The organism is Streptomyces albiflavescens, assembly GCF_014645835.1.
Taxonomy (GTDB): Bacteria; Actinomycetota; Actinomycetes; order Streptomycetales; family Streptomycetaceae; genus Streptomyces; species Streptomyces albiflavescens.
Window position 1 is genome coordinate 1 of record NZ_BMMM01000006.1, and the last position, 20,806, is coordinate 20,806.

The 20,806-nt window shown below is 69.1% G+C and carries 17 protein-coding genes and 1 tRNA gene; 5 read left to right on the top strand and 13 right to left on the bottom strand.

Annotation, left to right across the window (positions count from 1 at the left end; genetic code table 11):
• Positions 1 to 148: 148 nt before the first annotated feature.
• The 3 genes from IEY95_RS17480 to IEY95_RS17490 all read left to right on the top strand — a co-directional run bounded on the left by IEY95_RS17480 (position 149) and on the right by IEY95_RS17490 (position 5,143).
• Positions 149 to 1,066 carry a Yip1 family protein gene (locus tag IEY95_RS17480; protein ID WP_229703104.1) on the top strand — a complete coding sequence of 306 codons (918 nt, stop codon included), beginning with the start codon at positions 149 to 151 and terminating at the stop codon, positions 1,064 to 1,066.
• 296 nt (positions 1,067 to 1,362) lie between these two features.
• Positions 1,363 to 2,343 carry a polyphosphate kinase 2 family protein gene (locus IEY95_RS17485; protein ID WP_189186970.1) on the top strand — a complete coding sequence of 327 codons (981 nt, stop codon included), beginning with the start codon at positions 1,363 to 1,365 and terminating at the stop codon, positions 2,341 to 2,343.
• A gap of 76 nt (positions 2,344 to 2,419) precedes the next feature.
• A complete protein-coding gene (locus tag IEY95_RS17490) occupies positions 2,420 to 5,143 on the top strand; it encodes a cation-translocating P-type ATPase (RefSeq protein WP_189186971.1) in 2,724 nt (907 codons plus the stop codon).
• A gap of 242 nt (positions 5,144 to 5,385) precedes the next feature.
• On the opposite strand, the gene IEY95_RS17495 is transcribed toward IEY95_RS17490, so the two are convergent.
• The 3 genes from IEY95_RS17495 to dcd form a co-directional block, all read right to left on the bottom strand.
• The gene (locus tag IEY95_RS17495) at positions 5,386 to 6,894 is read right to left on the bottom strand and encodes a glycosyltransferase family 39 protein (protein ID WP_189186972.1); all 1,509 of its coding nucleotides are present in this window, start codon (positions 6,892 to 6,894) and stop codon (positions 5,386 to 5,388) included.
• Positions 6,895 to 7,178: 284 nt separating this feature from the next.
• Complete coding sequence (locus IEY95_RS17500; RefSeq protein ID WP_189186973.1) at positions 7,179 to 7,694, bottom strand: phosphoribosyltransferase; 516 nt, start codon at positions 7,692 to 7,694, stop codon at positions 7,179 to 7,181.
• A 4-nt stretch (positions 7,695 to 7,698) separates the two neighbouring features.
• The gene (dcd, locus tag IEY95_RS17505; protein ID WP_189186974.1) at positions 7,699 to 8,274 is read right to left on the bottom strand and encodes a dCTP deaminase; all 576 of its coding nucleotides are present in this window, start codon (positions 8,272 to 8,274) and stop codon (positions 7,699 to 7,701) included.
• Positions 8,275 to 8,799: 525 nt separating this feature from the next.
• Here dcd and IEY95_RS17510 point away from each other — a divergent pair.
• Positions 8,800 to 8,873, top strand: a tRNA-Gly gene (locus IEY95_RS17510).
• 182 nt (positions 8,874 to 9,055) lie between these two features.
• Here IEY95_RS17510 and IEY95_RS17515 read toward each other — a convergent pair.
• From IEY95_RS17515 to IEY95_RS17540, 6 genes are all read right to left on the bottom strand, one after another.
• The gene (locus IEY95_RS17515; RefSeq protein ID WP_189186975.1) at positions 9,056 to 9,865 is read right to left on the bottom strand and encodes a calcium-binding protein; all 810 of its coding nucleotides are present in this window, start codon (positions 9,863 to 9,865) and stop codon (positions 9,056 to 9,058) included.
• A gap of 775 nt (positions 9,866 to 10,640) precedes the next feature.
• Positions 10,641 to 11,771: a glycosyltransferase family 2 protein gene (locus tag IEY95_RS17520; protein ID WP_229703106.1), complete on the bottom strand. Its 1,131-nt coding sequence runs from the start codon at positions 11,769 to 11,771 to the stop codon at positions 10,641 to 10,643.
• A 182-nt stretch (positions 11,772 to 11,953) separates the two neighbouring features.
• Positions 11,954 to 13,429: a SulP family inorganic anion transporter gene (locus IEY95_RS17525; protein ID WP_189186976.1), complete on the bottom strand. Its 1,476-nt coding sequence runs from the start codon at positions 13,427 to 13,429 to the stop codon at positions 11,954 to 11,956.
• 82 nt (positions 13,430 to 13,511) lie between these two features.
• Complete coding sequence (locus tag IEY95_RS17530) at positions 13,512 to 13,937, bottom strand: carbonic anhydrase (protein ID WP_189186977.1); 426 nt, start codon at positions 13,935 to 13,937, stop codon at positions 13,512 to 13,514.
• 176 nt (positions 13,938 to 14,113) lie between these two features.
• Complete coding sequence (locus IEY95_RS17535) at positions 14,114 to 14,500, bottom strand: hypothetical protein (protein WP_189186978.1); 387 nt, start codon at positions 14,498 to 14,500, stop codon at positions 14,114 to 14,116.
• A gap of 457 nt (positions 14,501 to 14,957) precedes the next feature.
• Positions 14,958 to 15,257, bottom strand: coding sequence for a hypothetical protein (locus IEY95_RS17540; protein ID WP_189186979.1), 300 nt, complete (start codon positions 15,255 to 15,257; stop codon positions 14,958 to 14,960).
• Positions 15,258 to 15,511: 254 nt separating this feature from the next.
• Between IEY95_RS17540 and IEY95_RS17545 the strand changes: the two genes are divergently transcribed.
• Positions 15,512 to 17,533, top strand: a complete 2,022-nt coding sequence (locus IEY95_RS17545) for a cell wall-binding repeat-containing protein (RefSeq protein ID WP_189186980.1) — start codon at positions 15,512 to 15,514, stop codon at positions 17,531 to 17,533.
• Between the two features lie 69 nt (positions 17,534 to 17,602).
• On the opposite strand, the gene IEY95_RS17550 is transcribed toward IEY95_RS17545, so the two are convergent.
• The 4 genes from IEY95_RS17550 to IEY95_RS17565 form a co-directional block, all read right to left on the bottom strand.
• The gene (locus tag IEY95_RS17550) at positions 17,603 to 18,607 is read right to left on the bottom strand and encodes an MASE1 domain-containing protein (protein ID WP_189187346.1); all 1,005 of its coding nucleotides are present in this window, start codon (positions 18,605 to 18,607) and stop codon (positions 17,603 to 17,605) included.
• A 71-nt stretch (positions 18,608 to 18,678) separates the two neighbouring features.
• Entirely contained in the window at positions 18,679 to 19,548 is an 870-nt protein-coding gene (locus IEY95_RS17555; RefSeq protein ID WP_189186981.1) for a PP2C family protein-serine/threonine phosphatase, read from the bottom strand.
• Between the two features lie 79 nt (positions 19,549 to 19,627).
• The gene (locus IEY95_RS17560) at positions 19,628 to 19,990 is read right to left on the bottom strand and encodes a DUF952 domain-containing protein (protein ID WP_189186982.1); all 363 of its coding nucleotides are present in this window, start codon (positions 19,988 to 19,990) and stop codon (positions 19,628 to 19,630) included.
• Positions 19,991 to 20,128: 138 nt separating this feature from the next.
• Positions 20,129 to 20,758, bottom strand: a complete 630-nt coding sequence (locus IEY95_RS17565) for a TetR/AcrR family transcriptional regulator (RefSeq protein WP_189186983.1) — start codon at positions 20,756 to 20,758, stop codon at positions 20,129 to 20,131.
• Positions 20,759 to 20,806: the final 48 nt, after the last annotated feature.

Sequence of the window (20,806 nt, forward strand, 5' to 3'; positions counted from 1 at the left end):
GGCCAGCCCGCCATACGATCCTTGATCGCTTATGACCACTGATCACATCGGAATGACTCGTCTAGGGGATGTCACAGGTCGGCCCCAATGCCGGGCCCGTTCCCCGGGCCCGGCACGCGATGGTGCGGGACCAGGTACGTTCGATTACGTGGCTGGATTCAGGATCGGACGCGGCGGCCGGGACAACCGTGCACCGCAGGCGCGACCGCAACAACACCGACCGTCGTACGGGCAGCAGGCACCGCAGAGAGGCCAGCAGCCGCCGTACGGCTATCCGTCTGCGCCCTCGCAGCCGCAGTACGGGGGGCAGCAGTACGGCGGTCAGGCCTACGGCGGTCAGCAGGGCGGCTGGCCCCACGGCGGCCAGGGCGAGCCGGAGTACTTCGGCGACGGACACCCGCAGCAGGGCCCGGACCCGTACGCGGCGAACAGCCCCGGCCACACCCAGGCGTTCTCGATCGGCGAGGACCCCTACAGCCAGAGCGAGACCTACCGTGCGGGCCAGGCGGCGGCCGCGCCGGTGGGCCCCCGCCTGCACTGGAAGGACCTGCTCAGGGGCATCGTCCTGTCCCCCAACCAGACCTTCCTGCAGATGCGCGACTACACGATGTGGGCCCCGGCCCTGATCGTGACGTTCATCTACGGCCTGCTCGCGGTCTTCGGCTTCGACGGAGCCCGCGAGGACGCGATCAACGCCACCCTCTCCAACGCGGTCCCCATCGTCCTGACGACGGCCGTCGCCATCGTCATCAGCACCTTCATCCTGGGCGTGGTCACCCACACCCTGGCCCGCCAGCTCGGCGGCGACGGGGCCTGGCAGCCCACGGTCGGCCTCTCGATGCTGATCATGTGCCTCACGGACACCCCACGCCTGCTCGTCGCCATGTTCTTCGGCGGCGACGCGCCCTTCGTCCAGCTCCTCGGCTGGGCCACCTGGGTCGCGGCGGGCGCCCTGCTGACCCTCATGGTCAGCAAGTCCCACGACCTCCCCTGGCCGAAGGCGCTCGGCGCGTCGGCCATCCAGCTGATCGCGATCCTGTCGATCGTCAAGCTGGGCACGTTCTAGTACTTCTTGCCCCAGTACTTCTCGCCCTTACGAGAGGGGGCTTCAGGCACAACGCCTGAAGCCCCCTCTCTTTGCGTTTCACCACGCCGGGCGTCCTGGCCGAAGCGGCGCCGTCGGCCTCGTCGCGCCGTCGGCCTCGTCGGTGCTCCGGGGGCGATCTTGACCGATCGACCGGAGAATGAGCCTGGCGGACTCGCTCTCAGGCGATGGCCGACGATGCCACCGTCGTCAGCGGCGATGGCGAGAGCCCGGGACGCGCTCCGCTCACCGTGAGCGGAAAGAAGGGCTGATCGGGCATGGCGGACGAGCGAGCCGAACGCATCGCGGAGTTCATCGAGCCGCTGCGGGTGAAACCGGGCTCGACGGTGAACCTGGGCCGGGACTTCGACCCTCGCTACAAGGCCGGCCTGAAGAAGCGCGACGGGGTCGAACTGCTGCGGACCGGCGTGTCCCTGCTGGCCGAGTACCAGGAGCGGCTGGCCGCCCAGGACACGTACGGCGTACTGCTCTGTCTCCAGGCGCTCGACGCCGGGGGCAAGGACGGGACGATCCGCCACGTCATGAGCGGCGTCAATCCCCAGGGCGTACGGGTCAGCAGTTTCAAGGTGCCCTCCAGCGAGGAACTCGACCACGACTACCTGTGGCGTTACGCCATTCGGCTCCCCGCGCGCGGGGAGATCGCCATCTTCAACCGCTCGCACTACGAGGAGGTTCTCGTGGTGCGCGTGCACTCCGAGAACCTCGTCCGGCAGAAGCTGCCGGACGACGCGCGCGGGCCGGGGGTATGGGATCGCCGCTACCGGGAGATCAACAACTGGGAGCGCTACCTCACGGACAACGGGTTCAAGGTGGTGAAGATCTTCCTGAACCTCTCCAAGGAGGAGCAGCGCACCCGCTTCATGAAGCGGATCGACCTGCCGGAGAAGAACTGGAAGTTCTCCGCGGCCGACGTCCGGGAGCGGCACCGGTGGGACGACTACCAGCACGCGTTCTCCGAGATGCTGTCGGCAACGAGTACGAAGTGGGCGCCCTGGTACGTCGTACCGGCGGACCGGAAGTGGTTCGCGCGGATATGCGCGGCGGCGGTGCTCGCGCACACCCTGATGGACATCGATCCCCAGTACCCCGAGGTGGGGGAGCAGACACGGAAGGACCTGCTCGCGACCAAGCGGGAGCTGGAGCAGGAGGCCCCCGCTGGTGCCCCGGCCGACCCGTATGCCGCCCGGCATCCGGCGGCCGACCGGGCCGGGAGAGAGGGGAAGACGAAGCGCGGCTAGGACCCGGAGGACCGGCTAGGACCCGAAGGACCGGCCGGGGCCTGCGGACCGGCCGGACCGGATCGGAGGCACGACGATGACGGTGCAGTCAGACGCCGGGGCAGAGCGGCCCGCAGCTCCACAGGACGACTGGTACGCGCGTTCTCCCGAGGATCTCGTGGCGACGTTCGGTGTGGATCCGGCGACCGGTCTCTCCGCGGCACGGGCCGCCGAACTCCTGGCCGCGTACGGCCCGAACGCACTGCCCGAGGAGAAGCGGACTCCGGCCTGGCGCCGGTTCCTCGACCAATACCGCAGTTACATGCAGCTCGTCCTCATGGCCGCGGCGGTCGTCTCCCTGCTCATCAAGGAGTGGAGCACCGCGATCCTGCTGTTCGCGCTGACACTGTTGAACGCGGTCGTGGGCCTGCGCCAGGAGGGCAAGGCCGAGAGCGCGATGAACGCGCTGAAGTCGATGATGAAGGCGACGGCGCGGGTGCGCAGGGACGGCACGGAGTCGCAGATCCCCGCCGAACAGCTCGTCGTCGGCGACACGGTGCTCATTGCCGCCGGGGACCAGGTGCCGGCGGACGGACGCATCATCGAGGCCAACGCCCTGCAGATCGACGAGTCGGCACTCACCGGCGAAAGCGTTCCCGCCACGAAGGACGCCGACACCCTGCCCGCCGGCCGACCGGCACCCGGTGACCAGACCAACATGGCGTTCATGAACACCCCGGTCACCCACGGCAGCGGCGTTCTCGTCGTCACCGCGACCGGCGCGGGCACCGAGCTGGGCAAGATCTCCGGGATGCTGTCGGCCACCGAGAAGGAGGAGCCGCCGCTCACCAGGGAACTCAACAACCTGACGCTGTGGATCACGGGGGCAGCGGGCCTGACCATGATCGTGATGTTCGCCCTGGGCCGCGAGCGGGGCCAGGCCTGGGACGTCCTGTTCGTCAGCGCGGTCTCGCTGGCCATCGCCGCCATACCCGAGGCCCTGCCGACCGTGACCCAGGCGATCCTGTCCGTCGGCAGCCTCAACCTGGCGAAACGCAACGCCATCGTCAAGGAACTGCCGTCGGTCGAGACGCTGGCGTTCACGTCGGCGATCAACTCGGACAAGACCGGCACCCTGACGATGAACCAGATGACCGCGGTCGAAGTGGTGAGTCCCACCGACCGATACACCGTCTCGGGCACGGGCTACGGGCTCGCGGGCAAGATCCACCATGCCGCGGGTTCCTCCGGGGGCATCGAGGACGCGATCCTGCCGTACGTGGTGGCCAGCGACGCGACGCTGGTCGACGGCGAGGTGGTGGGCGATCCAACCGAGGGCGCGCTGCTGGTGCTCGCGCACAAGGCCGGGCTGGACATCGACGCCACCAGGGAGGGCCTTCCCCGGCTCGCCACACTGCCGTTCGACCCGGGCTACAAGCTGATGGCCACCTTCAACTCGGCGGTCGACGCCTCCGGGCGTCAGGTGGTCCGCTGCTTCGTCAAGGGCGCGGCCCCGGCGGTGGTGGCGCGGGCCACCACCGCACTCGCGGCGGGCGAGACCATCCCGTGGGGCGCCGAACTGCTCGGGCGCGCCGAGGCACTGACCGAGCGCATGGGCGGCGAGGGGCGCCGGGTGATGGCCGCGGCCACCCGTGATCTGGCCCCGGCGGGCTTCGACCCGGACGGGGACCTGCTCCCGTACGTCACCGCATTGCGGATGACCAGCCTCGTCGGCATGGTCGATCCTCCCCGTGAGGAGTCCAGGGCCGCCGTGGCCGACGCCCAGGCGGCGCACATCCGGGTCCGCATGGTGACCGGGGACGACGTCACCACCGGGGCGGCGATCGCCCGGCAGCTCGGCATCCCCGGCGAGGCCGTCCTCGGCGCCGATTTCGCCGCCCTGACCGAGGACGAGCGGCTCGCCCGCATCGACGGCATCGGCGTGGTCGGGCGGGTCGCGCCGGAGCACAAGGTGCTGCTCGCCGACACGCTCAAGAAGAAGGGCGATGTCGTGGCGATGACCGGGGACGGCGTCAACGACGCACCCGCCATCAAGGCCGCCGACATCGGCATCGCCATGGGCAGCGGCACGGACGTGGCGAAGAACGCCGGACGCATGATCCTCTCCGACGACAACTTCGCCACCATCGTCTACGCCGTGGAGCAGGGCCGGAAGATCTACGACAACCTCACCAAGTACATCCGGTTCGTGCTGCTTCTGCTGGTCACGTTCGTGCTGACATTCCTCGGGGCGACCGTCTTCAACATCGCCGCCGGTGAACCCTTCACCCCGCCGCAGGTCCTCTGGATCCACTTCGTCGTCAACGCCTCCTTCGGCTTCGCGCTCGGCTTCGACCAGGGGAGCCCCGGACTCATGCGGCGCACACCGCGTCCACGAGGGGAGTCGGTGCTCACCCGCGCCGTGCTGGTCACGGTCGGGCTCGGTGGACTGGTTATCACCGTCGTCCTGCTCGGACTGATCAGGCTCGGTCAGGCTCACTTCGGCAGCGTCGGCGTCGGTCAGTCGATCGCGTTCACCGCTTTCGCGCTTTGTCTGATCGTGGCCGCGTTCGAATGCCGCAGTGAGACGGATTCGGTGCTGACGACGTCCACCTTCGACAGCAAGCAGATGAACTGGGTGGCGGTGGCCCAGTTCGTGCTCGCGGTGGCGGTGACCCAGATGGACGGGTTCCGACGCATCCTCGGGACGACCGAGATCAACGCCCGCCAGTTCGGCTGGGCGCTGCTGTCCGCCGTCGTGCTCCTGGTGCTGTGGGAACTGGGCAAGTTCCTCGCCCGTCGGTTGAGGGGCACAGAGTGACCCGTCGCTCTGCCCTGCCCCGTGCGCCTGCCTCGCCCTCCTCAGGGGCTATCGGCGAGGCAGGCCGCGAGGAGATCGGGGCGCTGCGCCGACGCGCGCCCACGTGTGGATGGGGATCGGGGCGCTGCGCCGACGCGCGCCCACGTGTGGATAGGGCCAGCAGCCATGAGTCGATCAGCGCTTAGCGCGGCCCCGGTCAGAACAGAGCCGGTCGGACAGCCCCGCCTCATGAAAGCGTGAGGCTAGCTGGTGCGGCTGGTGCGGACCAGCAAGGACACCGTGAGGCCGGTGGGGCGCGCTTCTTCGGACACCTTGTAGTGGGCCTGCAGCGCCGCCGCCTGGGTGGGGGGCAGCCCGTGCAGCGGATCCGGCGCGTTCCCCTCCACCACCACCCAGATCCGCTTCTCGCCCCGCAGGCACCGGGCCGGCTCGAGGCACTCGGTCGCCGCCAGGTCGTTGCGCCGGATCGGTGACTCGGAGAGGAAGACGTCGCGCAGCTTCAGGTCGCGGGGTAGGTAGTAGCTGACGCCCAGCGAGAGGGCCTCCTCCTGGACCCGGTTGTAGACGATCGCGTCGCCGGATGCGTAGCCCTGCTGGATGGTTCGTGCGGCCGCGGCGAAGTCGGGGCCGCCCGGCCAGTAGTGCGCGAGCGGCTCGCGCATGGATTTCTGGTCCGAGAGCGTGAGCAGGGTGAGGGCCGCGAGGACCGACGCGATCACCCGCCGGGACCGCGCCCCGGTGGCGAGCCCGGCCCCGGCCAGCATCGCGAGCGCCGGCAGGGTGAACAGCATGTAGCGGAAGTAGAAGTACGAGACGTGTCCGTGGGAGACCGCCCAGATCAGCAGGACGGGCGCCACGGCCGACACGGTGCAGAAGACGACGGCGTCGCGGCGCGCCTGGCAGGCGACGAGGGCCAGCAGGAGCACCGTCCCCGCGCACAGGCCGGAGTAGAACAGCTGGGACCAGATGTCGATCAGGTCCCACGACTCCGGCTTGGTGATCCACCAGATCTGCCGCGCGGTTTGGGCCCTGCCCAGCACCACGACCGGGACCAGCCAGACCACGCCGGCCAGGACCGCGCAGCCGAAGCCGAGCCAGGTCCGGCGGTCGCGCCGGGCCCGCATGGCCACCAGGACCAGATGCCCGATCAGGCACGTCAACGCGATCAAGTGGAACAGTCCGACGGCCGTCAGGGCGAGCGCGTAACCCGCCCATCGCCACGGGCTGCCGGGACGGTCCAGGGCCCTCAGCAGCAGCAGCGCGGACAGGATCACGGCCAGCATCACCAGGGCATAGGGGCGGGCCTCGTGGGCGAAGCGGCTCACGCCCGGGATCAGGGCGAACAGCAGACCGGCGGCCAGTCCCGCGCGGTGGCCGAACAGCCGCCGCCCGACCAGCGCGACACAGCAGGCGGCACCGGTCATGGCCAGCGCTGAGGGCATGCGCAGGGCGAGGGCCGAGTCACCGAAGACGCTCGTCCAGGCGTGCAGGATCAGGTAGTACGTGCCCATCACCCCGTCCACCCGCTGCACCGTGGCCAGCACCTGGCCGACGCTGCGGCCGGACATGTCCCAGCTCGTCAACTCGTCGCGGCCGAGTAGCGGTTCGCCGATCCGGTACATCGCCAGGAGGAGAGTGGCCATCGCCGGCCACCCCCACAGACGGACCGCGGTCGCCTTCCGGTCGCCGTGCTGTGCTTCGCGGGCCGGATCGTCGTCCGTGCGCGGGGCAGTAGGGGAGAGAGTTGCCATGGCGAAAGCCATAGCGGCGCGGCGGCGCGAGCGTCAGCCGTGACCCGCCCGGTGCGGGCGGCTTTCCCCTGTTCGGCCCCGGGCTGTTACGGGACCGAGCCCATGGGGAGACCCGCTCGCACGCATGTTTCACGTGAAACATGCACATGTGAGAAGTTGAGCCACGTTCGCCACGATGCTCGGTCGAGGGTTACGTCCGATACACAGCCATGGAGTGAGGCCCCCGACGGCAGCCGAGGGCCTCTCCTCCTACGCGGGCAGTAACGCTCATGACATTTCGCAGGTCAGAGCGCTTCCTTGGACGGCGTCACCGGCTCGCCCGACTTACGTACTACAGGCAACACACTCCACGGGAAGTTGATCCACTCATCGGTCCGCTTCCACACGTACTCGCACTTCACGAGCGAGTGGGACTTCTCATAGATCACCGCGGTGCGGACCTCGGCGACCGCGTCGACGCAGAAGTCGTGCACGAGCTTGAGCGTCTTGCCGGTGTCCGCGACGTCGTCGGTGATCAGGACCTTCTTCTGGGAGAAGTCGATGGCGTTGGGAAGGGGCGCCAGCATGACGGGCATCGGAAGGGTGGTCCCGACGCCCGTGTAGAACTCGACGTTCACGAGGTGAATGTTCTTGCAGTCCAGGGCGTAGGCGAGCCCGCCCGCGACGAAGACACCGCCGCGGGCTATGGACAGCACGATGTCGGGCTCGTATCCGTCGTCGGCGATGGTCTGCGCGAGCTCGCGAACCGCGACTCCGAACGCCTCGTAGGTGAGGTTCTCACGCGCCTGGGACATGCTCATGCCCTCACACCTGGGTCCGATGGAAGTTGAGGAAGGACCGGGAGGCGGTCGGCCCGCGCTGCCCCTGGTAGCGGGACCCGTACCGATCGCTGCCGTACGGGAACTCGGCCGGCGAGCTGAGCCGGAACATGCACAGCTGCCCGATCTTCATGCCCGGCCACAGCTTGATGGGGAGCGTCGCGAGGTTGGACAGCTCAAGGGTGACGTGCCCGGAGAACCCGGGGTCGATGAACCCGGCCGTGGAGTGGGTGACAAGCCCGAGCCGCCCGAGCGAGCTCTTCCCCTCGAGCCGCGAGGCGAGGTCGTCGGGCAGCGTGATGACCTCGTAGGTCGAGGCGAGCACGAACTCCCCGGGGTGCAGGATGAACGGCTCATCGCCCTCGGGCTCGACGAGCCGCGTCAGATCCGCCTGCTCGACGGAGGGGTCGATATGCGGGTAGCGGTGGTTCTCGAACACCCGGAAGTAGCGGTCGAGCCGCACGTCGATGCTCGACGGCTGCACCATGGATTCGTCGTAGGGATCGATCCGGACCCGCCCGGCGTCGATCTCGGCCCGGATGTCCTTGTCTGAGAGAAGCACGTCCCGAGGATACGCAAGGCGCGCGGACCGGCCACAATCGTGACGGTGCGCGCGCCTGCCCACGTCGGCGTGAACGCTTCTGCTTTCTGCCCCTAGTGCTTCTCCAGCTCCACCGGAACGACGTTCCGGAGCCGCGCACACCGCGGACACCGGATCAACCGACCGGGACCGAGCCGCTCGGCCTGCTGCATCGGGAACGAAGCGGTGCTGAACACGTGCCCCTCGGCACAACGGACGACGGTGCGCTCCATCAAGTCCTCTGAGTCCCTTCCCCAAGAGCCTTCGTCACGCACTGGCGTGACTGACGACGAAAGCCACATTACGGGATCAAAGGGACGGCCCTCCAGGCGGCACTCCGGTCCCGCCCAGACCCTTCTCCGAGCCACCACCGTACGCCCCAACTCCGGTCCCCCGCAGCCGCATCCACCCTCCGAAACGCGAGCGGGCCCCGCGGCTCCAGCGCCGGGGGCCAGGCATGAGGTAGAGTGAGCGAGCAATTAGACACCGGCTCAACCGGCGTCTTACGCGGGTGTAGTTTAATGGTAGAACATCAGCTTCCCAAGCTGAGAGCGCGAGTTCGATTCTCGTCACCCGCTCCATGCGAAACCCCCAGGTCAGAGACCCGGGGGTTCTTTGTTGTCCAGACCGGAGGCGGGGTGCGTGCCCCTGGCGCACCATGAGGGTTTCGGTGGCTCCTGCTGCCCTCGCTTCCCTGCAGGAGAGCGAGGGCACTTTTATGTGATCGCCGTGCGGGCGTGAGCTGTCGAGAGCGACGTTCGGGTTACTGCACGTCCACGAAGTCGCCGGTTACCTTGACGGCCGGGGTGGTGGAGGTGCCTGCGAAGTTCCAGCGCCAGTAACCGTCTTCGGACGCGGGGACCGTGGTCGTCAGGTTGCCGGTGCTGGAGGTGTACACGGTCTTGATGGTGGTGTAGGTCGTAGTACCGGCCTTGCGGAACTGAAGCTTGACCGGCTGGTTGGTGTAGCCGAAGTAGTCGAGATTGTTCCAGTCGGCCCGGGTGAGCTTGCCGGTGACGGTGAGGGTCTTGCCCTGGGCAATCGGCTCCGGGCCCGCGTCCACGGTGAGTTTGGAGTGCCGCTGCAGACGGGTCGTGGTGTAGCTCGCCGTGTGGGTCCAGCTGTCGTCATTGGCCACCCCCTGCACACTGACCTTCCAGGTGCCGGCGTGGGCGTTGGTGAGCGCCGTGCCGCCGTACTTCCAGTCCGGTTCGAGGGAGAACGTCTGCGAGCAGGTGGAGGTGGTGGCACTCGAGGCGACGCAGTCCGCGTGGGAGTAGTACTGGTTCGACACGATGCGGTCGTCGTAGGTCTCGTAGGGGTTCGCCCCATCCGGTCCACGCCACAGGACGAAGTCCGCGTCCTGGATGCCCGACGGGTGGGTGAAGGTCCCTGAAACCGTGATCGTCTTGGCGTAGAGATCGACCACGATGTTCTTGCCACCGTCGAAGGACACGTTGCTGATTTGGACGTCGGTCTGGGTCTCGGTCCCGTAGGCACCGGGGACGGCGAAGCCGGCCAGCGCGGCCGCGGCGACGGCACTGAGCAGAGCAAAGGCAGTGCGCTTGCGCATGTATCTCCTTCACGGAGGGAAGAGCGGGAACCCGCCGAGCGGGGCACGGCCGGGCAGTTGAAGCCGGTCAGGGACCGGTGACGGACTTGATCGTGTACGGGAAGGTCTCCAGCTGCCAGATCACCGTGAACCGGGAGTCCGGGCGGGCGTCGACCTGGGGCACCCGGCCGTACGCCAGGGCGTCGCCCTGGCGGTCGATCGAGACCTGAGGCGAGTCGGCGGCGGAGCAGCAGGGCGCCTACACGTTGCATGCCGGCGCTTACGCCGCCTCGGCGTTGACGGCCATCGTCGCGGTGACTGCGATCCCGGCCGCCGCAGCGACCGCAACCCGGCAAGAACACGTCGCTTCGGCGAACACCGATGACGTGCTGCACGCGGTGCCACCTTCATCCCCCAGTTCACGTTGCCATGGCTTAGGCACAGCCGTCACAAGACTGACCCACAGTATCCAGCGCACCTGCAGGCTCACACGTCACAGGGGGGCCGCCCGTGCGTCAAGAAGTGACCGCCGGGGAGCAACGGGGAGCGACGGCGAGCAACCAGAGAGTGTCCGCGTCGACGCTTCGTCGGCTCAGCCCAGCTCCGCATAGTGACCCAGATCCGCTCACCCTCGTCGATCACATCCTCGACGACCCCGGCCCGGCCGCGGGGCCGGCCCAGCACAGGCCCGAAAGCACCGTAGACACAGGCTCGTTGACATCTCGCACGACTCGTCAACGAGCACGCTCACGCTCAGCCCGCGCCAAGATGCGTCGCGCATGAGCTGAGGCCCGCGTCAGGCCTCTACGAGCTGCTCCGAGCCCGCCTTGAGTTGTGCGAGTGCGCATTCGAGGTTCTCGGTCACACGCCGGCGCTGATCGGCGGGCAGCTTGCCGCCGTCAAGCAGGCGTTCGCAACAGCTCTTCGACTCCTCGTACTCTCCGGCCCAGAAGGCGGAGATCGCGAGTTCGTCGAGTGCGCGCCAGTCGTACCAGTCCGACTCGACGGACAGATGGTCACCGCTGGGGTAGGGGATCCGGAACGCCTGCCGCGCGAACATGTAGGCGAGTGGCCATCGTTGGCCGAACCGGCACCAGCGCGCGAGCTCGCCGAGTGGCTCGGCGCGTGCGGGCCGGGCCTCGTGCGCGCGAAGGTAGCGGTCCATCACCTCGCCCGCCGGCCGTTCCAGTCTCTCCGCGAGCCGTGCGCCGGACAGGTGGGCGCAGAAGACCTCCTCGTCCCAGCCGCCCATGGCCGCCCTGCGGTCATAGGCCTCCAGCGCCTTCTCCGGCTCAAGAGCGTTGTGCCAGCTCCGGGCGACGTAGAAGGCGTAACGGGTGTTGTCGGGCTCCTTGATCAGGCCTTGCTCAAGGATCTCGGCATCGCGCAGATACTTCTCCCGCATGCTTTTGCCCATGCTGCGTCCCCCGCCGCCCACAATGCGGATACAGGCGCCTTCGATCGTCCCGAGGGTGCACCGCGTACCGCAGTCGAGGTACTCGTGCAGGACGCCGACGTACCGCCACGGCAGCCGCGTCGAGACCAGAGCGGAGCGCCGGTTGACGCTGGAGCCGTCCCGCACGGTGATGTTGTAGGCGTCGAGGGCCAGCTCCGGCAGGCGGAAGCCGGACTCGACCTCCATCACGTCGTCGGCGTCCATGAAGAGCAGGTAGTCCGCCCTGCTACGGGCGAGTTCGACCGCCTCGGTGCGGCTGCCGTCGAACCCCTTCCAGGGGCGTTCGTACAGCTCGCCGGGCAGATCGCCGTAGACCTCGCGGATGACGTCCTGCGTACCGTCGGTCGAGCCCGTGTCCACGATGACCCATGTGTCGATCAAGGGCCGTACGGATTCGAGACAACGCCGGATGACGTGGGCTTCGTCCTTGACGATCATATTGAGGCAGACCGTTGGCTTCACGGATCTCATCCAATTCGTCAGCATATAACCGATATGCGACGGTATCCGGCCACTCAAAGCCACACAAAGAGGCTGGCCCAAGGCACTTCGACGACGGTGGCGCCGGTCCACAGCAAGCCCAGGGGGTGTTCAGCGCGTACGGGAGGCGAGAGCCCGTGGGGCGGTCGGGACACCGCCCCACGGGCCCGTCCTCATGCCCTCACGCCGTTGCGCTCGGGCTGGACGGTGTGCGTGTTGTTGTGCTGGTCGGCCCAGTTCTGCAGGGCGCTCATGCAGGCGTGATCGAGGTGGCGCAGCCCGGCCAGGTTGAGCTCGACGGGCCGGTGGGTGGGCAGTCGCTCCAGGGCGTCGAGGATGCGCGGCAGGCGCAGGAAGGTGGCGTTGCCGAGTATCCGGACCAGCACCGGGCCGTCGCCCTGGTCGTCGACCTCGATGTGCACGTTCGAGGTCTCCCACGCCGTCTTCGCCACCGCCAGGCCGAGCCCGATCAGGACACCCTCGAACATGTTGGTGATCAGGATCGCCCCGGCGGTGATCACCAACACGATTGCTTCGCCTCGGTGTTCACGCCACAGCGGTCCCAGTTCCTTGATGGGCAGCAGCTTGAAGCCGGCGTGGATCAGCACGCCGGCCAGCGCCGCCGTGGGGATCATGCCGAGCGCGCCCGGGAGCAGGGCGGCGAACAGCAGCAGCCAGACTCCGTGCAGGACGCGGGAGACCCTGGTCTTCGCGCCGGCCTGGACGTTGGTGGCGCTGCGCACGATCACCGCGGTCATGGGCAGCGAACCGAGCAGCCCGCACACGGTGTTGCCCGCACCCTGGGCCATCAGCTCCTTGTCGTAGGCGGTCTTCGGCCCGTCGTGCAGCCGGTCCACGGCGGCCGCGCTGAACAGAGACTCGGCGGAGGCGATGAGAGTGAACGCGACGATGGTGGTCAGCAGGCCGACCTCCGTCAGCCGCGCGAAGTCTCCCTGGCCGGGCGGCTGGACGGCCTCCAGCAGGCCGCTGACCTGGACGCGCTCGACGGGCAGGTCGAAGAGGGCGGTGACCAGGGTCGCGGCGCCGACGGCGACGAGCGGGCCGGGCAGCAACTGGGCCCGGCCCGGCAGCTTCTTCCACAGCATCATGATCAGGACGGTGGTGGTTCCGGTCCCTACGGCGGTCAGGGCGGGTCCCGAACCGAGGACGTTCACGGCGAGAGCGGGCACCCCGGCGATGTTCGAGGTGCCGCTGCCGGGTGTCTTGGCGTCGGCGAGCGCGTAGACCTGGCCGGCGATCAGTACGAGCCCGATGCCGGCGAGCATGCCGTGGACGACGGACAGGGAGATCGCCCTGAAGAAGCGGCCCAACCTCAGGACGCCGAGCGCCAATTGGAGCAGCCCGGTGGCGAGGACGATCACGCCGAGGGCGGTCAGCCCGTAGGCCTGCACAGCGGTGAGGACAAGCACGGTCAGACCTGCGGCCGGACCGCTGACCTGCAGGCTGCTCCCCGGGAGGAATCCGGTGAGCAGGCCGCCGACGATGCCGGTGATCAGGCCGAGTTCGGCCGGGACACCTGAGGCGACGGCGACGCCCACGCACAGCGGCAGGGCGACGAGGAAGACGACGAGGGACGACGTGAAGTCCGTACGCAGGGCGGACCTGAGTGAGGTGAGAGGTGAGGTCATGGGCGTTCTTTCTGTGGCGGAAGGAACGTCGCGGGAAAGGCGACCGGGTGGCACGGGTACGGGTGAGGCGGTGGTCGGCCGGTCACAGGGGCTCGAAGGCACCGCCGCCCGACGCGCTGGTGAGGGCCTGGCCGGTTTCGACGGTGTAGTACCAGGCGTGCAGCCGCAGCCGCCCGGAGGCCAGGCGCCGGGCGATGAACGGGTAGCCGCGCAGATGGTCGAGCTGGGTCAGCACGTGCTGCTGGGTCACCGCGACGGGGTCCTCGCCCAGGCCCCGGGTCTGCCAGGGCTCGTCCGTGCCGGGGCGGTGTCCGGCCCAGCCCGCAGTGCGCAGCTCGAAGAGGTCACCGGGGCGGGCGCCGGTGAACAGCGTGGGAATGACGCGGGACTCGGAGCAGGAGATGAACAGGGCCTGGGGCTTCTGGCCGCGGGCCAGGCGGGTGAACTGCTCCCTCTGGTCCGAGATGCCGTCAGGGAACGTGCGGGCGTGCTCGATGAGGGTCTGCATGAATCGGCCTCGTGACTCTTCGTGGTGCTCAGGGAGCGGAAAAAGGGGTGCGAAGAGTGCGTGCAGCGCGCGACGGCGCCGGGCTCAACCGCGTATGCCGACAGGCCGGTTGTCCGGCGGGTGCCTGCGTGCGGAGATGTGGTCCGGTACGAGGAGCGCGTCCTGCACGCCGCCGGTCAGCGGCGGAACGTCTGCAGGACGGTGGCGTCGGGCGCGAGTGCGGAGGCGGGGCTCCAGGTGTCTCTCGCGGTGCGCGGATGGGCGGCCCGCGGCGGGGCATCGAGCTCTATGGCCGCCTTGCCGGCCCACGTGCCGGCGACGAGCGGCGGCGCCTCGACAAGGTGATCCGTTCGCGGCGGCAGGGCAGGGGAGTCGGCCGCCGTCCCCACGTGGGCCGAGCCGGTACCGGCCTGCGACTGCGCGCATGCGGAGCCGCTCGACTTCCTCGGCTCCGATTCGATGGCGAGTGCCATCGCCGACACCGTGTGCGAGGAGGCGGCGTGGTGGGGCGTCGCGAAGTGCAGGAGCACAGCGGCGACCAGCAGCACCACTGCCGCTGCCATGCGCCGTACCACCACTGGCCTCCCGACGTTTTACCCGCGCCGACGCCGAAACGTCACCGGCCCGAGTGCTCTGCTCACGCCGAACTCCCGGGTTGGGAAGGTGACATGGGCAACACGGGCCCTGTCATTGCAAGAGCAATCACCCGGTTCGGCGGATCTGGCCGGGTGCAGGGAATCGATGAATACCCAGCAGTGGCCTGCCCGTGCCGATCGGGGGGCGGATTCACCCGATGCAGCGATCGTCGACGCCGGGGCCCGTCCGCACATGCACCCACCGAGCGGCTTGCACGGCGCCGCACAGCCCTGCGCTTCCGGCGATGCTCGGCGTCCGCAGTTTCCGGCAACGACGCCTCACACCTACACGCACGAACAGCCTCGGTCACCGCCGAAGCTCGAGGAGGGCCGCCGCGAGCGACGCGGTGGCCCTCCTCCGGTCCCCTTCTATGCCGTAGGCGCGTCAGCGGACGATCACCACCACGGGGGCGTTGCTGTAGCCGAAGCCGCCGTACCCGCCGTACCCGCCGAAGAATCCGGCGGTCCCGAACGGGTAGCCGAACCCGAACCCGCAGTTCGAGTTGAAGCCGCGGTTGAAGCCGCCGCCGTACCGGCACCCGCCGTTGACCAGGCTGCTGGGTGACAGCGACGCGACGCCGTCCGTCGTGGCTGCGGCTGAGGCCGGGCTCGCGACCGCTCCCACGACGACGCCGCCTGCAAGAAGGGCGGCGGCAAGGGTTCGCATGACCGGGTTCCTGTGCATATTTCGGTCTCCTTTGCCCCGAGATGTCCGCACCCCTCCGGTTTCTCCCCTCACACCAGGTAACACCTGATCGGCGGAACGTACCACCCGAGCGCCCGACGACCCCGTGACGGCTGGGCGTACCGGGCGGACGAGACGGCCGTCCTTCCCAGCTGACAGTGGCTGCCACTAAAGTTTCGCCGCTGCCGTGCGGACGCCGTCCGTTCACCTCGGGGGAGGGGCCCGGCGGCCATTTATTCACTTGTGGGGGCATTTTGAACACGCGTACGCGTCGCAGATCCGCGGCGCTCACCAGCCTCGCCGCGCTCGCGGCCGGTCTCGTCGCCGCGCTCCCGGGGCCGGCCGCGGCCGCCTCGTCCAGCTGGCCCGCCACCGACGGGAAGCTGCTGTACACAGTCGCCGACAATGAGATGGGCCTCATCAATCCCGATGGGTCCTCGTCGTCGCAGTTCTACCCGACCGGAGACCAGGGCGCCTGGTCCGCCGACGGCAGCCAGGTCGCGTTCGTGAACCACTACGACGACCACATCCGCACGGCGTGGGCGGGCTCGGAGGACACCGGCGTCGACATCACCATGCCCTCGGGCAGCGGCTGGCACCCAGCCGATCCGACCTTCTGGTACGGCGGCGGCGACATCGTCTTCACGGCCGCCGGCCGGCTGCGGCTGACCGCGGCCGACGGCACCCGCACGCCGAAGTCCCTGTTCGGCACCGACGTCGACGGCTGCGACTCCCAGCCGAGCGGCGCGGTGAACGGCATGCTCGCGTTCGTACGCACGGGGACGAGCTGTCCCACCGCGGGCACCGCGGCCGTCTGGGTCTACAACGGCCGTACCGGGGCGTTCACCAAGCTGGCCGACAACGCGAGGGAGCCGAGCATCTCCCCCGACGGCCAGTCGGTGGCCTTCACCCGGTCGGTCGACGGGCACAAGCAAATCTTCAGCGTCAGGGCCGACGGCACCGGACTGACCCAGCTCACCACCGACGCCGTCGACCACAACCGGCCCGCCTGGTCGCCGCAGGGCGACCGGATCGCGTACGACATCGACGTCCCCGGCAGCCCGGACGTCGTCGGGGGCCCGCAGGTGTGGATCCACACGATCGGCTCGGGAGAGCAGACGCAGGCGCCCATGGCCAACGGCACCAACGTGGCCTGGCAGCCGATCCGTGACAACGCGATCTCCCGCGTCTACGGCTCCGACACGTACGACACCAACATCTCCGCGTCCAAGTGGACCTGGAACACCGTCGGCACGAGCACGCCGGGCCTGACGAACGCCGGCGCGGCCGTGCTCATCAGCAAGTCCGACGCCGCGTACGCCACCACCGCCACGTCGCTGGCCGGCAAGAAGCGGGGGCCGGTGCTGATGACCTCCGGCACGGGCCTGGACTCCTCGGTGCAGACGGAGCTCAAGCGCATGCTGCCGAAGGGCAAGACGGTCTACCTGGTCGGCGGCACCAAGATCCTCAGCAGTGCGGTGGCGTCCAAGGTGACGTCACTCGGATACACGGCCAAGCGGCTGTCCGACGTCTCGCGCTACTCCACCTCGGTGGCTGTGGCCAAGGCCCTCACCAGCACACCGAAGTACGTCTTCCTGGCGACCGGCACCGACTACCACAACGCCCTCGCGGCGAGTTCCGCCGCCGGCGCCATGGGCAGTTCGGGAACGGCGACCGTCCTGCTGACCGAGGGGTCGACCATGACCACGTCGGTCTACGGCTACCTCAACAAGTACAGCCCGAGCACGACGAAGGTCATCACGGTGGGGACCGACGCCGAGTCGGCCCTGGCCAAGGCGTACAACGCCGGCAAGATGCCGAACTGGCCCAGCAGGTTTACCTATTACCGGGTCGCCGGCTCCACGCCGCAGTCGAACGCCATGCAGCTCGCCGACTTCTGGTGGTCGCTGCCGTCGGACGCCGCGGTCGCCTCCGTGGACAGCTGGCGCGGCGGCGTCTCCGCATCGTCGGCGATGACCACCTACGGTCCGCTGCTGTGGACGGACGTCACCTCGCTGCCGTACGACACCAAGCGGTACCTGATGCGGATGTCGTCGAGTCTGAACCACGTGGCCGTCTTCGGCGGCACGGCGTCGGTCGACACGTCCGTCATTCCCAAGATCGGTGCGGCGATCGGCGTGGGTACCCACTACGACTACACGTCGTACTACAAGGGCGCGGCGCCGCAGACCACGGCTGCTCAGACGCTGCCCAACAGCGCCCTGTCCGCTCCGAGCCCGGACCTCGCGCCCCTGCAGGTGACGGCCGCGAGGTAGTCGTCCGCACGCCCCGGCGGGCGCGTCCGGCACCTTGCCGGGCGCGCCCGTGTCGCGTCTTGTGCCGAGCTACTCGCGACGATCGCGTCGCTTGGGGCGGGAGGTCGGCAACTGATCGAGCCCCTCGTTCGACGCGAGCCGGGACAGCGCTTCCGTCAGGCGCTCGCAGGCCTCTTCGATCTCACGGAGGGTGCGGTTCCGCTCGGTGATGACCGCCGCGAGCAAAAGGGCGGTCAGTGACACCGTGCCGTTGAAGGCCTGCAGGATGACCATCTTGGCCAGGAGGTCCTGACCGGCGAACGGGCCCGACCCGGTGGCACCTGCGTCGATCGCGATCACGGACGCGATCAGCACACAGGGCGCGGCACCGGCCAGCTGGAAGCGGAAGGCCGCCCAGATCACGAAGGGAACGACGAGGAAGAGAAGGTTCAGCGAGCTGTGGGTGGCCACGGCGGTGACCGCTGCCGTGCCGCCGACCAGAGCCAGCGCCTCGACCCAGCGGAGGACAGGGGTGCCCCGCGGCCATCGCACGGTGCGCGCGGCCAGCAGGAACGGCGCGATGACCAGGACTCCCATCGCGTCGCCCGTCCACCACACGGACCAGGTCGGCCAGAAATCCTGGGCCGTCAGCGCGCCGGAGGCCACCAGGACCCCGGTGCCGAGCGTGGCGCTGATCAGCATCCCGCCCAGGGCCCCGAGGAAGACCAGCGACAGCGCGTCCTGCAGCCGGTCGAGTTCGATACGGAATCCCACACGCCGCAGGAGAAGGTAGGCACAGATCGGGGCGAGCGTGTTGCCGACCGCGATGGCGAGCACGGGGAGGATCGACGGCCCGAGCATCACGTTCACCAGGAACGCCCCGAGAGCGATGCCCGGCCACATGCGAAGGCCCCACAGCATCAGGACGACGAGAGCGATGCCGGTGGGCGGCCAGAGGGGCGTGACCTGTCCTCGCACCAGTTGCTGCTGCAGCCCGATCTTGGCGCTGACGTAATAGGCGGCCGCAACGGCAACCACCCGCAGGCCCTCTACGGTGTACCGCCGGAGCCGCTCACTGCGCGCCACGTCGATCATCCCCGCCCGCGCGTCGGCGGTCACACCGGGTGAGGCGCGCCGCACCAAGGTCGCACATGCCGTGCATGCACTCATTCTTCGCCCTGCGGCTGCTCCTGTCGCCCTCTGCAACGCTGCTCGTCCCGGAGGCCCCCGTAACGAAGGACAAGGACCGCGGCGTCGTCGCTGTGGCCGGTGAGGTCCGCCACCTTGATCACCTGTGCGGCCAGCTCGTCCGGGTCGGTGCGACAGGCGTCGGCGACCAGTTCGGCCACCCGCTTGAGACCTTCCTCGATCGGGTAGTCGGGGCCTTCCACCACACCGTCGGTGAGCAGCACGAACGCGCCCTCGTCGGTGAGCCGTCGGTGGGTGGGCCGGTAGCTCTCGCCGGCTTGGATGCCCAGCGGCAGACCGACGCCGGGCAGGACGACCTCGCAGCGGCCGGCCGCCGTGGCCCAGATGGCGGGGACATGCCCGGCACGGGCGTCGACGAGCTCGCTCGTGACCGGGTCGAAGCGCAGGAACGTGCAGGTCACGAACAGCCCGTAGTCCAGGGCGACGAGCAGGTCGTTGGTGCGCCGGAGTACCTCCGCCGGGTCCGTGGTGGCGGTGGCGACAGCGCGCAGACAGGTGCGCACCTGCCCCATGAGAGCAGCGGCCTCGACATCGTGGCCCTGTACGTCTCCGATCACGAATCCCACCGAGCCGTCCGACATGAGGAAGCCGTCGTACCAGTCGCCCCCTATGTCCAGCCCGTCCCGCGCGGGTGCGTACCGTCCCGCCACGTGCAGGCCGGGCAGGTCCGGCAGCTCGCCTGCGAGGACCTGGCGCTGCAGCGCGGCAGCGAGTTCCACGCGGGCCTGCTGGACCTTGATCCGATCCAGTATCCGGCCGGTGAGATCACCGAGCGTGTCCAGCAGCTCCGCGGTGCCACTGGACGAATCGGTGCGGCGACGAGGCATGGCATCACACTCCGGGTCTTTCGGAGTTGCGCCTTATGTCACGATTTCACCGTACCCGACCGTCCGGCGCCCGCCACCGTCAGTCGACGTCCTCCAGCCCCGTCGCGCGGCCGTCCTCGTCCCAGCGGACCTCCAGCACACGCTCGACGGCGTCGCGGTTGATGGGCCCGAACACGTGCGGGAACAAGGTGTTCTCGGCGACCCCGGGCGGCGGAGCGGGTACGGCCGCCTCCCATGCGCAGGTCGCGGTGAGCCGGTCCTCGTCGAGGAGCAGCGCCAGCAGCGGCCTCGGAGCGGTGCGGTAGAACGTGTTGACGATGGTGAGCGTCGTCTCCTCGTCGGGCGAGCAGTGGACGAAGCCCTCCTCCGCGAGGGAAGCGGGCGCGTACGGCTGGTCGGGGCCGGCATTCCACTCACCGAGCGGTACGACGTGATAGATCATGCCCCGGTTATATAGCAGCGGGGTGACCAAGGGGCGACGAGCGACCTGGGCCGTCGCAGCAGCTCCCCGGCGGAGGGCTGCCCGAGGAGCGGCGCGCTTTTCGGATCAGTGCCCGCCCGGCCTCGCCGGCCATGCCCCTCAGGCATCACCGCAGGCCAGGGAAGCCGACGCGCGGACCGCCGCCTCGGTCAGGGTCGTCGCGGTCCGTACGGCGCTGGCGACCGCCTCGTCCGGATCGAGCCCGCACAGATCGGTGAGAGAGAACAGGGCCTCCGCGCTGACGACCACCGCGAGATCCCGCTCGAGCTGGACGAAGGCCTCCGGATCCGTCGCCTTCAAGGTGTCCTGGAGGGGGACGAGCGCGTGGTCGATGAGGCCGAAGCGGATACCGGGGCGCGTGGTCACCGTCTCGGGGCGCGTGATGGTGGCGGCGATCATGGCACGCACCGCGCCCTGGCGGGCGAGGATGCCGCGGAGCAGAAACTCGCAGGCGAAGGCGACGCGTTCGACGGGGTCACGGGAGTCCGCGACCGGTCGGAGCGCGTCGGCGGGCGCGGGCCAGACACCGGCCAAGGCCTCGCTGATCAGTGACGGAAGGTCGGGGAAGTACCGGTAGGCGGTGGCTTCCGAGACCAGGGCCGCTCGGGCGATCGCGGGCATGGTCACCTCGGCACCCGTGCCGATGAGTTCGCGGGCGGCCTCGACGATCGCCGTGCGCGTGCGCTTCTTCTGGTTGCTGCGGCCGGTGTCCGTCCGTGTCGTCGCCATCGCTATGCCCGTCCTCGTCTCCGGCGGTCCGCCCATCCCCCATCCACC